Raw genomic sequence first — 14,964 nt, 5'->3', positions numbered from 1 at the left:
GACAGCGTACCTGGTCAGACCTGGTCAAGTCAGGACGGCGCGTGTCCCCGGCGCTCGGTCAGCGTCCCGAGCAGTTGGGTCGCGGCCTCGGCGATCACGGTGCCGGGCCCGAAGATCGCGGCGGCGCCGTTGTCGAGGAGCTCCTGGTGGTCGCCGGGCGGGATGACGCCGCCGGCGACGATGAGGATCTCCTCCGCGCCGGCCTCCTTCAGCTCGTCGCGCAGCGCCGGGACCAGCGACAGGTGCCCGGCCGCCAGCGACGAGACGCCGACGACGTGCACGTCGGCCTCGACGGCCTGGCGCGCGACCTCGCCGGGCGTCTGGAACAGCGGGCCCACGTCGACGTCGAAGCCCAGGTCGGCGAACGCGGTCGCGATGACCTTCTGCCCGCGGTCGTGCCCGTCCTGGCCCATCTTCGCGACGAGGATGCGGGGCCGGCGGCCCTCGGCCTCCTCGAACCTCTGAGCCGCCTGACGCGCGGTCTCCACGGCCGAGTTCTCACCCACCTCGTCACGGTAGACCCCGGAGATCGTCCGGACGTCCGAGCGGTGCCGACCGTAGACCTCCTCGAGCGCGTCGGAGATCTCCCCGACGCTGGCCTTGACCCGCGCGGCGTCGATGGCGAGCTTGAGCAGGTTGCCGTCGAGGCCCCCCATCCCGGTGTCGCTGTCACGGGTTCCCTCGTCGGCGGCGCGCGCGGCGTTCGTCAGCTGCTGCAGCGCCGAGCGGACGGCCTCGTCGTCGCGGTCGGACCGCAGCTCGCGGAGCCGCTCGACCTGCTGGCGCAGGACGTCCTTGTTGTCGACCTTGAGGACGTCGACCTCCTCGCCGGAGGTCAGCGGGTACTTGTTGACGCCGATCAGCGGCTGGCGCCCGGAGTCGATACGCGCCTGGGTGCGCGCGGCGGCCTCCTCGATGCGCATCTTCGGCAGGCCCTCGTCGATCGCCTGGGCCATGCCGCCGGCGGACTCGACCTCACCGATGTGCGCCCAGGCGCGTCCGGCGAGCTCGCGGGTCAGCCGCTCGACGTAGGCCGAGCCGCCCCAGGGGTCGACCGTGCGCGTCGTGCCCGACTCCTGCTGCAGCAGCAGCTGGGTGTTGCGCGCGATGCGGGCGGAGAAGTCGGTGGGCAGCGCCAGCGCCTCGTCGAGCGCGTTGGTGTGCAGCGACTGGGTGTGGCCCTGGGTCGCGGCCATCGCCTCGACGCAGGTGCGCACGACGTTGTTGTAGACGTCCTGGGCGGTCAGCGACCAGCCGGACGTCTGGCTGTGCGTGCGCAGCGACAGCGACTTCGGGTTCGTCGCGCCGAACGCGTGGACGAGCTTGGCCCACAGCAGCCGCGCGGCCCGCAGCTTGGCGATCTCCATGAAGTAGTTCATGCCGATGCCCCAGAAGAACGAGAGGCGCGGCGCGAACGTGTCCACGTCGAGGCCGGCGTTGCTGCCGGCCCGCAGGTACTCCACCCCGTCGGCCAGCGTGTAGGCCAGCTCCAGGTCGGCCGACGCGCCGGCCTCCTGGATGTGGTAGCCGGAGATGGAGATCGAGTTGAACTTCGGCATCGTCGCCGACGTGTAGCTGAAGATGTCCGAGATGATCTGCATCGACGGCTTCGGCGGGTAGATGTAGGTGTTGCGGACCATGAACTCCTTGAGGATGTCGTTCTGGATGGTCCCGGCCAGCTGCTCCGGCGACACCCCCTGCTCCTCGGCGGCGGCGACGTAGAGCGCCATCACCGGCAGCACGGCCCCGTTCATGGTCATCGACACCGACATGCGGTCCAGCGGGATGCCGTCGAAGAGCTGGCGCATGTCGAGGATCGAGTCGATCGACACCCCGGCCATGCCGACGTCACCGGACACCCGGGGGTTGTCGGAGTCGTAGCCGCGGTGGGTGGGCAGGTCGAACGCGACCGACAGGCCCTTCTGCCCGGCGGCGAGGTTGCGCCGGTAGAACGCGTTCGACTCCGCCGCGGTCGAGAACCCGGCGTACTGGCGCACGGTCCAGGGCTGGGTGACGTACATCGTCGGGTACGGCCCGCGCAGGTACGGCGTGACGCCCGGGTACGTGTGCAGGAAGTCGAGGCCCTCGAGGTCGGCGTCGGTGTAGAGCGGCTTGACCCCGATGCCCTCGGGGGTCTCCCAGACGAGGTCCTCGGCGCCCTTGCCGGTGGCCTCCTCGAGCACGGACTCCCAGTCGCGCGAGGGGGACCCGGGCGTGCCGAGCTCGACGTCGCCGAAGTTCGGGATGCTCATCGGACCTCCAGAGCCTCGAGGGTGTCGCGGAGGACGGCGGCGGCGTCTCCTCCGGCGTGGAGCGTGGAGTCGACGCCCTCGACGTCCTTCTTCCCCGCCAGCAGGATGCGCGTCGCCCCGGCCTCGCGCAGGGCGGCCGCGACGTCCGCGGCGTGCTGGTCGTAGACCTTGTCCGACGAGGCGATCACGGCCACCGCGGTGCCGGCCTCCCGGAACGCGGACGCGATCTCCTGCAGGTCGGTGCCGCCGGGACCGTCGGTGGTGGCGATCCCGCCGGCGCCCAGCAGGTTGGTGGTGAACGACGCGCGGGCGGTGTACTCGGCGAGCTTGCCGACCGTCGCGAGGAAGACGGTGGGACGATCGCCGGCGGCGTCGGCGCGGTCGCGCAGCTCCTCGAAGAGCTGCGCGTAGCGGCGCCGGGGCAGTCCGCCGTCGTGCTCTGTGATCGGCTGCGGGGGGCGCTGCGGGAGCTCCTCGGCCAGGTTGGGGAACTCGCTGACGCCGGTGATCGGGTCCTGGCGCCGGGCGATGCGCGTGGCGCGCTGCTCCCAGGTCGCGTCGAGGCGGGCGAGCAAGGTGCCGTCGTCCAGGACGGCCTCGATGCCGCCGTCGCGCTCGATGCGCGTGAACTCCTCCCACCCGGCGTGGGCCAGCGCGTCGGTCAGCGACTCGACGTACCAGGAGCCGCCCGCCGGGTCGATGACGTGCGCGAGGTGCGACTCCTCGAGCAGGAGCGCCTGCGTGTTGCGGGCGAGCCGCCGGGCGGCCTCGTCGGGGCGGCCCAGCTCGCTGTCGAAGGGCAGCACGGTGACCGCGCCGGCCCCGCCGAGCCCGGCGCCGACGGCCGCGACGGTGGTGCGCAGCATGTTCACCCACGGGTCGCGGCGGGTGACCATCGCCGGCGAGGTGACGGCGTGCTGCTCCATGGCCCGCGCGCTCTCGGAGGCCTCGCTGACCTGGCCGATGCGATCCCAGCAGCGGCGCGCCGCGCGGAGCTTGGCGAGCGTGGCGAACTGGTCGGCGGTGGCGGCGAAGCGGAACTCGATGCGGGCGAACGCCTCGTCGGTGCTCAGGCCGGCATCGGTGAGGATCCGCAGCGCATGCACCCCGGCGGCCAGGGCGGCGCCGAGCTCCTGGGCGTCGCTGCCGCCCGCGCGGTGATAGGGCAGCGCGTCGGCGACGACGGTGCGCAGCTCGGGGTGGCTTCGGGCGGCGGTCCTGGCGTGCTCGAGGAGGGCGTCGGCGTACTGCTGCTCCAGCGCCGGTCCGCCCTGCGTGCGGTCGAGCAGCGGGTCGTAGCCCAGCGAGCCGCCGATCTGGCCCGCGCCCGCCTGCTCGGCGAGGCGCAGCAGGGCGTCGGCGGCGCCCGGGGTGTCGCGCCCGGCCTCGAGCGCAATCGGCGCGAGGTCGACGAACACGCCCTCGAGCAGCGTCGACAGCGCCTCGACGGGCGGGCCGCCGGCGTCGCCGAGCACGAGCCAGAGCGAGGAGACGCCGTTCTCCAGCTCGGCCATGAGGACGTCGTGGGCCTCGGCGAGGTCGCCGTCGACCGCGAACGCGTGGCGCTGACGGACCTGCCAGCCCTCCGCGACCTGCCCCTCCGGACGCGCGCCGCGCACGAACGGCGGCAGCCCCGGCACCCCGGTGTCGACGCCCGGCGCGTCCTCGGCGGCGTAGAGCCCGGCGATCGTGATGTCGTCGTCGGTGACCGTCGCGAGCGCCGCCTCGGCCTCCTCCGGCGAGACCTCACGGCCCGACTTCGCCAGCACCCCGGCGACCAGCTCGCGCCACTGCTCGCGCGTCGCGGCGGCGAACTCCCCGGCCAGCGTGAGCTCCTCCGGGGCCTCGTCGTCCAGCTGAGCAGAAGGATCCGGCTCCACTGCGCTCCGTGTCCCGCCCGATGTCATGCGCGGATCGTAGAACGGTCAGAACTCGCTGTTTCTCCACCGTGCGGCAGGCCACCGGTGCCAGGGAGCGGAATCGTTCGAGACGGCACCGTGCGAACCCGATCGGTGTGGTCGGCGAAGCATGCGAAGGTCACCACGCCCGACCGCCCCTCGCCCCAGAAGAACGAACCGGACGTGCTGTGCACGGTGACGCCCCAGCCCATCGTCGAGAGGCGCCGCTGCAGGTCGGCGACGGTGTGCGGGACCTCGACCAGCCGGTGCCGCGTCCCGTCGGCGACCCGTCGTTGCACGGTCACGGAGGCGCGGCCCTCGACGAGCTCCTCCGGCGTGCGGTGCGCGTCGTCGACGAACAGGACCCGACCGCCCGGCGCCAGGGCGGCGTCGTCGTCCACGTCAGGCCCCTCGCCCTCGCATGTGCACGCGCTCGCCCTGGCGTCCGAACAGCGCGAGGACCTCGACCGGCCCCTCGCCCGTGCTGCCCAGCCAGTGCCGGCGGCGGGTCTCGATCTCGGTGGCCTCGCCGGTGCGAAGCACGAGGTCGTCGTCGCCGTTGATCACTCGCAGGTGGCCGGCGAGCACGTAGACCCATTCCCAGCCCTGGTGCGTCGGGAGCTCGGCGGGCGGGGTGTCCCGGGCCGGCGAGAACACGAACTTGTAGGCCGCGGGCTGGCCGGGGCTGCGGGACAGCCGGTACACGACGGTGTCCTCGCTGCGCGAGACCGGCTCGTCGCGGGCCGGCCCGGCCTCCCGGACCCCGATCAGCTCGTCGATCCCGGTGCCGTAGACCGTGGCGAGCGGGAGCAGCAGCTCGAGGGTGGCGCGCCGACCCCCGTTCTCGAGCCGCGAGAGCGTGCTCGCGGAGATCCCGGTGCGCTCGGAGAGCTCGGCGAGACCCAGCCCCTCGCGGCGGCGCCGGGTCGCGAGACGGGCACCCAGCTCGTCCAGCACGTCTCCGGCCATGTTGCCATTCTGGCAAGAATTCTCGTCGAGCGAGCGCCGCCGGCGCAGGCTGGTCCCGTGATCGACGAACCTCTCGACGCCCTGGTCCTCGGGGGCGGCGCGGCCGGGCTGTCCGGCGCGCTGACCCTCGCCCGCTCCCGCCGCTCGGTACTCGTGCTCGACGCCGGCGAGCCCCGCAACGCCCCGGCCGACGGGGTGCACGCCTTCCTCACCCGCGACGGCCTGCCGCCCGGCGAGCTCGTGCGCCTCGGGCGCGCCGAGGTCTCCTCCTACGGTGGCGAGATCCGCTCGGGCACCGCCGTGGCCGCCCGCCGCGTCGACGAGCTCTTCGCCGTCGACACCGCCGACGGCGACACGCTGCACGCGCGCCGGCTGCTCCTCGCCACCGGTCTGGTCGACGAGCTGCCCGACATCCCCGGTGTCCGCGAGCTCTGGGGCCACGACGTGCTGCACTGCCCGTACTGCCACGGCTGGGAGGTCCGTGACGAGGCGGTCGCCGTGCTCGGCACCGGGCCGAACGCTCTCCACCAGGTGAAGCTGTTCTCCCAGCTCACCGACGACCTCGTCTACCTGCGCCACCACGCGCCCGCGCTCACCGCGGAGGAGGCCGAGCAGCTCGCGGCGCTGGGCGTCGCCGTGATCGACGAGGAGGTGACGGGGCTCGAGATCTCCGACGGTCGGCTGGTCGGCGCACGTCTGGCCGACGGCCGGATGGTCGCTCGCCGGGCGCTCGTCGTCGGACCGCGCTTCGTCGCGCGCAGCGGGGTGCTCTCCGACCTCGGTGTCGAGGTCCTCGACCATCCCGTCGGGGGCCGCCACGTCGCCACCGTCGACGCCACCGGCCGCACGGCCGTGCCCGGGGTGTGGGTCGCGGGCAACGTCGGCAACCTGTCCGCCCAGGTCGTGGCGGCGGCCGCCGAGGGCACTCTCGCCGGGGCGCGCATCAACGCCGACCTCGTCGAGGAGGACATCGCACGGGCCGTCGCCGGCTACCGGGAAGGAGCCGCATGAGCACGCACGACCAGTTCAGCGCCGCGTTCTGGGACGAGCGCTACGGCAGCTCCGAGAGGATCTGGAGTGGCGAGCCGAACGCCGTCCTGGTGCAGGAGGTCGCCGACGTCGCACCCGGCACCGCGCTCGACATCGGCAGCGGCGAGGGCGGCGACGCCGTCTGGCTCGCCGCCCGCGGCTGGACGGTCACGGCGATCGACGTGTCGACGGTCGGGCTGGAGAGGGTCGCGGCGCGGGCCGCGGAGCAGGGCGTGGCCGACCGGGTGACGACGACGCTCGTCGACCTCCTCGCCGACCCGGTCGCCGGCACCCACGACCTCGTCACCGCGCACTTCATGCAGCTGTGGACCGACGTCCGCCCGCGGATCTTCTCGGGGCTCGCCGGCGCCGTCGCGCCGAGCGGGCGGCTGCTGCTCGTCGGGCACGACCCGGAAGGCATGCCCGAGGAGTTCGCGCATCACCACCCGCCGGAGTTCTTCGCCACCGCCGAGCAGCTGGTTTCCGAGCTCGGTGACGCGCTGACCGGCTGGACGATCGAGGTCGCCGAGCGCCGCGCGCGCACCGGCGTCCAGCCCGACGGGCGCCCCGGGTTCCTCTACGACGCGGTGCTCCGGGCTCGCCGTCCTCCGGTATGTGAGCACTTTCCGGGCCTATAGGCCCGGAAAGTGCTCACATACCTACAGGCGGGCCTTCTGGACCTTGCCCATCGCGTTGCGGGGCAGGGCGTCGACGACGCGGACCTCGCGGGGGCGCTTGTGGGCCGCGAGGCGGTCGGCGACGAAGGCGATGACCTCCTCGGGGTCGACCGGGTCGCCGGTGACGACGACGTGGGCGACGATCCGCTGGCCCAGGTCGTCGTCGGGCTCGCCGACCACCGCCGCCTCGCTGATGCCGACGTGCTCGAGGAGCGCGGTCTCGATCTCGCCGGCGCCGACGCGGTAGCCGCCGGTCTTGATCAGGTCGACCGAGTGCCGACCGACGATCCGGTGGTAGCCGCCCGCGTCGATCACGGCGGCGTCGCCGGTGCGGAACCAGCCGTCCGCGGTCCAGGTCTCGGCGGTCGCCTCGGGCCGGCCGAGGTAGCCGTCGAAGAGGCCTGGCCCTCGGAGCTGCAGCTCGCCGATCGACTCGCCGTCGTGCGGGAGCAGCACGCCCTCGTTCCCCTCATCGGTGGAGACCAGGCGCGTCGACACCCCGGCGACGGGCTCGCCGACCCATCCCGGCCGGCGCTCGCCGTCCGCCCGGACCGACAGGGTGATCATGGTTTCGCTCATCCCGTAACGCTCGACGGGCGCCTGGCCGGTCAGCTCGCGCAGGCGCTCGAACACGGGCACGGGCAGCGGCGCGCTGCCGGAGACGAGCAGGCGCGCCGAACGCAGCGCTGCGGCGGACTCCGGGTCGTTCGCGATGCGCGACCAGATCGTCGGGACCCCGAACAGCAGGCCGGCGCCGTGGTCGCGAACGGCGGCGGCGTAGAGCTCCGGCGTGGGCCGCCCGACGTGCACGAGGCGCGACCCGATCCGCAGCGCGCCGAACACGCCGAGCCCGAGCCCGTGCACGTGGAACAGGGGCAGGCCGTGGGCGAGCGTGTCGTGCCCGGTCCACTCCCAGGCGTCGGCGAGACCGTCGAGGCCGGCGGCCATCGCCGCCCGGGAGAGCAGCACGCCCTTGGGCGCGCCGGTGGTGCCGGAGGTGTAGAGGATCAACGCCGGACCGTCGTTCGGAGCCTCGCGGGCGAGGTCGCCGCTGCGCCGGTTGATGTCGACCTGGCGCACCGGCAGCGTGACCTCCGGCGGCCGACGTCCGATCCAGAGCGAGGCGCCCGAGTCCGTGAGTACGTGGCCGCGCTCGCCCGGTCCGGTGTCGGGCGGGACCGGCACGACGGGCACGCCGGCGAGCAGGGCACCGACCGTCGCCACGACGGTCTGCGCCGTCGGCTCGGCGAGCACCGCGACGGGGCCCTCGTCGGGCCGGTCGACGATCTGGTCGGCGACGACGGCGGCGGCACCGAGCAGCTCGGGTCCCGACATCATGACGTCGCCGACCCGGATCGCCTCGGGGTCGTCGAGGCCCCCGTCGAGCAGCGCAGCGAGCAGCGTCGTCATGGCGCCCATCATGGGCACCGCCGTCCGGGCCCGCGCGACTACCCCTGCGCCAGCAGCCCGTCGACGATGACCCGCAGCTTCCACGCGTCGCGCTCGTCGCCGCCACCGGAGGTCAACAGGGGGCGCAGGGCGGTGATGGTCGGGAAGGCGGCCGGATCGAGCTCGGCGTAGACGGCGTCGATGCGCCCGGCGAAGTCCGCACCCATCGCCTCCTCGGTGGCCTGCGCGGGATCGGCGATCTCGCGCTGGGCGCGGTGCCACGCCGCCTGCTCGAGGGCCGAGGAGGCGATGTACTGCACGACGAGGTCGATCGCCCAGGCGCAGGCGGCGTCGTCGACCCCGCCCTCGCGCAGCAACCGGAGCATCTCCTCGGTAATGCGCAGGAAGTGCGGCCCGAACGGGACCGCCGCGATCGCCGCCATCGCGATGTCGCCGTGCGCGGACAGCGCGCGCGAGGTCCGGGTGACGAGCCGCTCGAGGCGGGCCCGCCAGTCGCCCTCGGTGGGCAGCTCGACCTCGGCGAGCGCCAGGTCGTGTGCGGCCGCCATGAGCTCGCGCCGGTCGGCGACGTAGACGTAGAGCGACGCCGGCCCGGTCTCCAGCGCGGCGGCCACCCGCCGCATGCTCGCCGCCTCGAACCCGACCTCGTCCACGGCGGCGAGCGCCGCGGCCACGACGGCCTCGCGGCTCAGCGCGGCCTTGGCGGGACGGGTACGGGAGCTCGCCGGCATGGCCCGATCGTAGTTGACGAACGCCGTTCGCCGCGTACGGTGTTCGCTACGAACATTGTTCGTGAACGGAGGTGCCCCGCATGATCCTCGTGACCGGAGCCCGCGGCCGGGTCGGCCGCGCCGTCCTCGACGGCCTGCTCGCCGCCGGCGTCCCGACTGGTGAGCTGCGCGCATCGGGTCGCGACCCGTCCCTGCTCGACCTGCCCGCCGGCGTCACCGGCGTGACCCTCGACCTCGGTGACCCCGGCGCCCTCGCCGCGGCCCTCGACGGCGTCGACCAGGTCTTCCTGTACGCCCAGGCCGGACCGGAGGCCGCCGACGTCGCGCGCACCGCCGGGGTGGGGCACGTCGTGCTGCTGTCCTCGCTCTCCTCCCTGGAGGCCGATCCGCAGGACCGGATCGGCGCGATGCACCGCGCGGCCGAGGCGCCCTGGGCCGACGCCGGCGTCGAGGTCACGTTCCTGCGGCCCGGCGCGTTCGCGGCCAACACGCTCGACTGGGCCGACGGCGTGCGCGCCGGGCTCGTCGAGCTCCCGCGACCCGACAGCCACGTCACCCCGATCCACGAGGACGACATCGCCGACGTCGCGGTCAGCGCGCTGACCGGCGGCAGCGCCCGCGGCACCGCGCGACCACTCAGCGGCCCGGCGTCACTGTCGTTCCGCGAGCAGGTCGCGGTCCTCGCCGCCGAGGTGGGGCGCGAGGTCGGGGTGCGGGCGCTGTCCGACCAGGAGTACCGGGACCGGATGCGCCGGGCGCCGTCCTGGGTCGCCGACTCGTTGCTGCACCTGTGGTCGGCGTCCGACGGCGTGCCCCAGCCGGTCCACGACGTCGAGCCGCTGCTCGGCCGGCCCGGCCGCACCTTCGCGCGGTGGGCGCACGAGCACCGGGCCGCCTTCCTCTGAGCTACCCGTCCCGGCGCCGCATCCGCCAGACCGTGACGGCGACGCCGAGGACGAGGTAGGCCAGCGCCCGCAGGCTGCTCGCGGCGAGACCGTCGAGCGGGAGCGGGTCGCGCAGCGCGTCGGCGCCCGCGCCCCAGCCCGAGGTCAGCAGCAGGGGCTGAAGCCACTCGAGCGACGGGATCGCCGCCAGCACCCCGAAGACGATCAGACCGCCGAGCACGGCCGCGAGCACCACGAGCGGGTGCTCGGTGAACGACGAGATCGCGAGGGCGATCGCGGCGACGGCGAGGAGCTGGACGACGGTCCAGGCCGCGACGAGCGCGACCCGCCCGAGTGCCTCGCCGAGACCGAGCGTCGTCCCGGACAGGGTGATCAGGGTGCCGCTCGGGCCACCGACGACGACCATCCCGGTGATCACGCCGACGACGGCGATGATCGCGACGGCCAGGACCGCGACCGCGAGCACGCCGACGGCCTTCATGACCACCAGCCGGCCCCGACCGACGGGCGCCAGCAGGAGCCCTCGCAGCGTGCCGTGGGCGGCCTCGCCGGCCAGGGCGTCGGCGGCGGCGGTGGCCACCGTGAGCGGCAGGAGCAGCGCGAGCGCGAGCCCCAGGGCCGCGATCGGCAGCACCAGACCGTTGCCGGCCACCGCCGCCACCAGGCCCGGCCCGTCGCCGTCTCCCCCGCCTGGCCCACCGGTGAGCGCGATGCCCACCCCGAGCGCGATCGGGATCAGCCCCAGCAGCACGAGCAGCACGAGCGTGCGCGGCCGGCGCAGGACCCAGCGGACCTCGGCGGTCGCGAGCCTGCTCAGCGGGGCCGTCGTGCGTGTGGCCACCGGGGTCGCGACGGACGTCACGCGTCCTCCTCGGTCAGGCGGGCGAAGAGCTCCTCGAGATGGGCGCGCCGGCGGTGGACCTCCCACACCGCGACCCCGGCCCCGACGAGCGCGGCCACGATCTCGGGCGCCTCGAGCGATCCCGGCGGCACCGCGACGCCGCCCTCCGCGCGGTAGGACGGGGCCCCCGCCTCCCGCAGCGCGAGGATCGCGTCGTCGACGTCCGGGGTGGCGACGACCAGGCCGCCGGCGTCCGCGTCGAGCAGCGCGCGCAGCTCGCCCGACACGAGCAGCGTCCCGGTCTGCAGCACCGCGACGTGGGTGCACACCGCCTCGACCTCGGCGAGCAGGTGTGACGACAGCAGCACCGTCGTGCCCGCGTCCCGCAGGTCGGCGACGACCCGGCGCACGTCGCGGGTACCGGCCGGGTCGAGCCCGTTGGTGGGCTCGTCGAGCACCACGAGCTTGCGCGGCACGAGCAGCGCCGCCGCGAGCCCGAGACGCTGCTTCATGCCCAGCGAGTAGCCGCGGTAGCGCCGGCGGGCCGCGTCGGCGAGCCCGACCCGCTCGAGCGCGGCGTCGACCGGCCCGCGCAGATCGCCGTCGAGGCGGGGCTCGCCGGCGGCGCAGCGCAGCAGGTTGTCGCGCCCGGTCAGGAACGGGTGGAAGCCGGGCCCTTCGACGAGCGCCCCGACGTCGGGCAGCGCCGCCGCGAGGTCGCCGCCGCCGTGCCCGAGGAGCTCCACCGTGCCGGCGGTCGGGCGCGTGAGCCCGAGCAGCATCCGGATCAGGGTGGTCTTGCCCGACCCGTTGGGCCCGAGCATCCCGAGCACGGCGCCGGCGGGGACGTCGAGGTCGACGTCGTCGATCGCCACCGTCGACCCGAACGTCTTGCGCAGCCCGCGGACCCTGGCGGCGAGCGCGTCGGTGGGTGACGCGGTCTCCTCTGCCGGCGGGGTGGAGGTGCTGGCCGCCGTCACCGGGTCAGGGCCTCGGTGAGCACCTGCTGCGGCACCGCGCCCGCGGCGATCCGGCCGTCGTCGGTGATGATCACGGTCGCGACCGCGGTGGTGATCACGCGCCCGCTGCCCCACGGGCCGTTGACCGGGGTACCGAGCGCCGTGAGATCGGGCGCGCCCTCGGGCCGCTGCCGATCCCCGCCCTCGCGGGCCGGGGCCTGCCCCACGATCACGGTGTCCCAGCCGTCGCCGACGGTCCGACGCTGACCCTCGGGGCGGTCCTGCCGTCCCTCCGGGCGCTCACGGTCCTGAGCGTCGCGCACGGTGGTGCCGGGCGGCGGGGTGAAGGTGAACAGGGACGGGTCCTGCGGGCCATAGGTGATCTCGGAGAAGCCGACCTGCAGCGCGGGCTCGCCCGATCCCTGGGCGAGCACGGTGAGCTGCAGCGGCAGGCGCGTCTCGGCGTCGACCGCGACCCGCACCTCGCGCAGCAGCGTGCGCTCGGTGGGCTGCGGGGTCAGGACCAGCTGGTACGCCGCCCGCCCCGCGACCTCCGCGGTGCCATCGACCGCGACGGTGCTCGTCTGGCGCAGGGTGGCGATGGCGTCGGTGGCCGCGGTGGTCGGGTCCTGCCGGCCCTGGCCTTCCGGCGGACCACGGTGATCACCGACCGGCGAGCGCGTCGCGGTGCGGTCCTGCGAGTCGTACGCCCAGCGCGTCGTGCCGTCGGACACCAGCGTCCGCTCGCCGTCGGGCGACGGGACCGCGACCCGGCCGCGGTCCTCGCCTCCGGACCACACGCGGATCGTCGAGGTGCCGTTGGCGAGCTGCGGCACGCCGGGGACGGCGGGCAGCCCGAGGGCGTTGTCGACCTCGACCTCCCCGGCGAACGGGCCGCGCTGCGCGGTCATCACCGAGGACACGAGTTCCTCCGGGCTCACCGGCGGCAGCGGCGGCGCCGCGGCCGCACCGGCCGGCGCGACCACGAGCCCGATGCCGACCGCGGCCACCAGCCCGGCTCCGAGCCCTGCCCCGATCCAGCTCCTGCGTCCCATGACCCCATGGTGGCGAGCGCTCGCTGAGACGCTCTCAGCGTCCGATGTCGGGGGAGGCCCTACCGTCGGTGTCGTGCCCAGGGTGCTGGTGGTCGACGACGAGCCCGGGGTGCGCGACGCCCTCACCCGGGGGCTCGGCGCCGAGGGCATGGACGTGCACGCGGTCGCCGACGGCGACGCCGGCCTGCGCGAGGCGGTGACCGGGGCCTACGACGCCGTCGTCCTCGACATCATGCTGCCGGGGCTCTCGGGCTACCGGGTGCTCGAGGCGCTGCGCGGCGAGGGCATCGCGACGCCGGTGCTGCTGCTCTCGGCCAAGGACGGCGAGGTCGACCAGGCCGACGGGCTCGACCTCGGCGCGGACGGCTACCTCGTCAAGCCGTTCTCGTTCGTCGTGCTCGTCGCCCAGCTGCGCGCGATGCTGCGCCGCTCGGGCCCTGCGACGGCCCGGGTGGAGCGCGGCGGCCTGCGTCTCGACCCGGTGACCCGGTCGACCACGTGGCGGGGCCGCGACGTCGAGCTCTCGGAGCGCGAGTTCGCCGTGCTCCACGCGCTGGCCGTCCACCCCGACGGCGTGCTCACCAAGGACGAGCTGCTGGCCGCGGTGTGGGGCGCCGGCGGGTCGGCGAGCCGCAACGTCGTCGAGGTGTACGTCGGCTACCTGCGCCGCAAGCTCGCCGCCGTGGGCGCCGGCGATCTCGTCCGGACCGAGCGTGGGCGCGGGTACCGGCTCGGCCCGTCGTGAGGGATCGGTGGGCGCGTCTCTCGGTGCCGACGCGGATCACCCTCGTCGTCGGCGTGTTCGCCGTCGTCGCGCTGCTGGCGCTGGGCCGGGTGGCCGGCGGGCTGCTGTTCTCGGCCGCCGAGACCAGCGGTGACGACGCGCTGCGGGAGCGCGCCGCCGCCGCGACCGGGGCGGTCGCCTCGGGCGCGGCGCCGCCGCCGGGGGTCCGGGTGGTGGACGTCGCGGGGGCGCCCGTGGACGGGCACGGGTCACGCCCGGTGGACGCCGACGCCGTCCGTGAGCTCGGCGCGGGCCGGCCGGTGACGGTGCACGGCGGACCGGACGGGCCCCAGCGCTGGGTCGCCGTGCCGGTGCCCGCGCCGGACGGGTCGCCGCGGCTGGTCCTCGCCTCCCGCGACCAGGTCGGCGTCGCGGAGCTGTTCGCCGACGGCGCCGGGGGGCTGGTGGGCACCGCCCTGCTCGGTGCCGTCGCCGTGGTCGCCGGGACGTGGTCGGTGACGCGGCTGGCGCTGCGCCCGGTCGGCCGGATGCGTGCCGCGGCCGCCGCGCTGCCCCCCGGCGAGCGTCTGCCCGTGCCGCCGTCGCGGGACGAGCTCGCCGCCCTCGCCGTCGAGATCAACGAGCTGCTGGCCCGCCGGGACGACGCCGTCGCGCGCCTCGAGCGCTTCACCAGCGAGGCCGCGCACGAGCTGCGCTCGCCGATCGCCGCCCTGCGCGCCCAGGCCGACGTCGCCGTCGCGCACCCGGAGCGGACACCGCCCGACGAGACGTGGCGGTCGGTGGCGCGGGAGGCCGAGCGGCTGTCGGGGCTGGTCGCGGACCTGCTGGCGCTCGCGCGCGCCGACGCGGGCGAGCGGATGCCCGCGCGGCCGGTCGACCTCGTCGACGCGGTGGGCGACGCCTTCGCCCGCCTGCCCGAGGAGCCGATGGTCGCGATGACGCTGTGGGCGCCGATGCCCGTGGCGGTCGCGGCGACGCCGGCCGAGGTGGCGATCGTGCTCGACAACGTCCTCGCCAACGCCCGTCGGCACGCCGCGACCGTCGTGCATGTGTCGGTGGTGCCGGCCGGGCGGTGGGTGCGGTTGCTCGTCGACGACGACGGCCCCGGGATCCCGGCCGACGAGCGCGCACGGGTCTTCGACCGCTTCACCCGCCTCCAACCCGACGCGGGCGAGGGCAGCGGGCTCGGGCTGGCGCTCGTGGGGCGCCTCGTCGCCGGACGTCACGGGACGACGCGGGCCACGACCTCGCCGGACGGCGGGACGCGCCTGGTGGTGCGCTGGCCGGCGGCATAGCGGTTCGGGGAAGGCGGTTGTCGGGGGTCGCGGGCACACTGGTCGGCGTCGCGCTTCCCCCGCGGCGCCGCCGATCCGGTCGTGCCTGCCCGAGGGAGCCCGCCATGTCCTCCGTCGACCACCGCCGCGCCCGCGCGCGCCTCGACGCCGAGACCATCGACCGTGCCGCCGCCGTGCTCCGGCGCCGCGTGGCCATCG

At 75.2% G+C, this 14,964-nt stretch carries 14 protein-coding genes; 5 read left to right on the top strand and 9 right to left on the bottom strand.

Annotated features, from left to right (window positions below):
• Positions 1–29: 29 nt before the first annotated feature.
• From scpA to AC2A1K_RS14440, 4 genes are read right to left on the bottom strand one after another with little or no spacing between them, the layout of a single operon-like run.
• The gene (scpA, locus tag AC2A1K_RS14455; RefSeq protein ID WP_483896995.1) at positions 30–2,252 is read right to left on the bottom strand and encodes a methylmalonyl-CoA mutase; all 2,223 of its coding nucleotides are present in this window, start codon (positions 2,250–2,252) and stop codon (positions 30–32) included.
• Positions 2,249–4,159: a methylmalonyl-CoA mutase family protein gene (locus AC2A1K_RS14450; RefSeq protein WP_483896994.1), complete on the bottom strand. Its 1,911-nt coding sequence runs from the start codon at positions 4,157–4,159 to the stop codon at positions 2,249–2,251. The genes scpA and AC2A1K_RS14450 overlap by 4 nt, the downstream gene beginning before the upstream one ends.
• Positions 4,156–4,551 (bottom strand): hypothetical protein, encoded by a 396-nt coding sequence (locus AC2A1K_RS14445; RefSeq protein ID WP_483896993.1) that lies wholly within the window; start codon positions 4,549–4,551, stop codon positions 4,156–4,158. The genes AC2A1K_RS14450 and AC2A1K_RS14445 overlap by 4 nt, the downstream gene beginning before the upstream one ends.
• A 1-nt stretch (position 4,552) precedes the next feature.
• Positions 4,553–5,119 (bottom strand): XRE family transcriptional regulator, encoded by a 567-nt coding sequence (locus AC2A1K_RS14440; RefSeq protein WP_483896992.1) that lies wholly within the window; start codon positions 5,117–5,119, stop codon positions 4,553–4,555.
• Between the two features lie 57 nt (positions 5,120–5,176).
• Here AC2A1K_RS14440 and AC2A1K_RS14435 point away from each other — a divergent pair, with 57 nt between their 5' ends.
• Together AC2A1K_RS14435 and AC2A1K_RS14430 are read left to right on the top strand one after the other, a co-directional pair.
• Positions 5,177–6,130, top strand: a complete 954-nt coding sequence (locus AC2A1K_RS14435; protein ID WP_483896991.1) for an NAD(P)/FAD-dependent oxidoreductase — start codon at positions 5,177–5,179, stop codon at positions 6,128–6,130.
• Positions 6,127–6,786 carry an SAM-dependent methyltransferase gene (locus AC2A1K_RS14430; RefSeq protein WP_483896990.1) on the top strand — a complete coding sequence of 220 codons (660 nt, stop codon included), beginning with the start codon at positions 6,127–6,129 and terminating at the stop codon, positions 6,784–6,786. Before AC2A1K_RS14435 ends, AC2A1K_RS14430 begins: the two co-directional genes overlap by 4 nt.
• Before the next feature lie 21 nt (positions 6,787–6,807).
• On the opposite strand, the gene AC2A1K_RS14425 is transcribed toward AC2A1K_RS14430, so the two are convergent.
• Together AC2A1K_RS14425 and AC2A1K_RS14420 are read right to left on the bottom strand one after the other, a co-directional pair.
• Positions 6,808–8,235, bottom strand: coding sequence for an acyl-CoA synthetase (locus tag AC2A1K_RS14425; protein WP_483896989.1), 1,428 nt, complete (start codon positions 8,233–8,235; stop codon positions 6,808–6,810).
• Between the two features lie 38 nt (positions 8,236–8,273).
• Complete coding sequence (locus AC2A1K_RS14420) at positions 8,274–8,966, bottom strand: TetR/AcrR family transcriptional regulator C-terminal domain-containing protein (RefSeq protein ID WP_483896988.1); 693 nt, start codon at positions 8,964–8,966, stop codon at positions 8,274–8,276.
• A gap of 80 nt (positions 8,967–9,046) precedes the next feature.
• Here AC2A1K_RS14420 and AC2A1K_RS14415 point away from each other — a divergent pair, with 80 nt between their 5' ends.
• Complete coding sequence (locus AC2A1K_RS14415; RefSeq protein ID WP_483896987.1) at positions 9,047–9,871, top strand: NAD(P)H-binding protein; 825 nt, start codon at positions 9,047–9,049, stop codon at positions 9,869–9,871.
• 1 nt (position 9,872) lies between these two features.
• On the opposite strand, the gene AC2A1K_RS14410 is transcribed toward AC2A1K_RS14415, so the two are convergent.
• From AC2A1K_RS14410 to AC2A1K_RS14400, 3 genes are read right to left on the bottom strand one after another with little or no spacing between them, the layout of a single operon-like run.
• Positions 9,873–10,733, bottom strand: coding sequence for an ABC transporter permease subunit (locus AC2A1K_RS14410; RefSeq protein ID WP_483896986.1), 861 nt, complete (start codon positions 10,731–10,733; stop codon positions 9,873–9,875).
• Entirely contained in the window at positions 10,730–11,692 is a 963-nt protein-coding gene (locus AC2A1K_RS14405; RefSeq protein ID WP_483896985.1) for an ABC transporter ATP-binding protein, read from the bottom strand. The genes AC2A1K_RS14410 and AC2A1K_RS14405 overlap by 4 nt, the downstream gene beginning before the upstream one ends.
• Positions 11,689–12,726, bottom strand: a complete 1,038-nt coding sequence (locus AC2A1K_RS14400) for a LolA family protein (RefSeq protein ID WP_483896984.1) — start codon at positions 12,724–12,726, stop codon at positions 11,689–11,691. The genes AC2A1K_RS14405 and AC2A1K_RS14400 overlap by 4 nt, the downstream gene beginning before the upstream one ends.
• Positions 12,727–12,808: 82 nt before the next feature.
• Here AC2A1K_RS14400 and AC2A1K_RS14395 point away from each other — a divergent pair, with 82 nt between their 5' ends.
• Entirely contained in the window at positions 12,809–13,471 is a 663-nt protein-coding gene (locus tag AC2A1K_RS14395; RefSeq protein WP_483897075.1) for a response regulator transcription factor, read from the top strand.
• Positions 13,472–13,494: 23 nt separating this feature from the next.
• Positions 13,495–14,766, top strand: coding sequence for a sensor histidine kinase (locus tag AC2A1K_RS14390; protein ID WP_483896983.1), 1,272 nt, complete (start codon positions 13,495–13,497; stop codon positions 14,764–14,766).
• Positions 14,767–14,964 lie beyond the last annotated feature (198 nt).

The sequence above is a fragment of the Actinomycetospora sp. 2LY8.5 genome, from assembly GCF_057180585.1.
The sequence above is the reverse complement of the archived record's forward strand: the minus strand, read 5'-3'. Positions and strand labels throughout refer to the sequence as shown.

Bases quoted from the DNA above. Each gene is read 5' to 3' on its own strand.
- AC2A1K_RS14400 (WP_483896984.1), bottom strand. From the start codon at position 12,726: ATGGGACGCAGGAGCTGGATCGGGGCAGGGCTCGGAGCCGGGCTGGTG.
- AC2A1K_RS14450 (WP_483896994.1), bottom strand. From the start codon at position 4,159: ATGACATCGGGCGGGACACGGAGCGCAGTGGAGCCGGATCCTTCTGCT.
- AC2A1K_RS14415 (WP_483896987.1), top strand. From the start codon at position 9,047: ATGATCCTCGTGACCGGAGCCCGCGGCCGGGTCGGCCGCGCCGTCCTC.
- AC2A1K_RS14420 (WP_483896988.1), bottom strand. From the start codon at position 8,966: ATGCCGGCGAGCTCCCGTACCCGTCCCGCCAAGGCCGCGCTGAGCCGC.
- AC2A1K_RS14425 (WP_483896989.1), bottom strand. From the start codon at position 8,235: ATGACGACGCTGCTCGCTGCGCTGCTCGACGGGGGCCTCGACGACCCC.
- AC2A1K_RS14430 (WP_483896990.1), top strand. From the start codon at position 6,127: ATGAGCACGCACGACCAGTTCAGCGCCGCGTTCTGGGACGAGCGCTAC.
- scpA (WP_483896995.1), bottom strand. From the start codon at position 2,252: ATGAGCATCCCGAACTTCGGCGACGTCGAGCTCGGCACGCCCGGGTCC.
- AC2A1K_RS14440 (WP_483896992.1), bottom strand. From the start codon at position 5,119: ATGGCCGGAGACGTGCTGGACGAGCTGGGTGCCCGTCTCGCGACCCGG.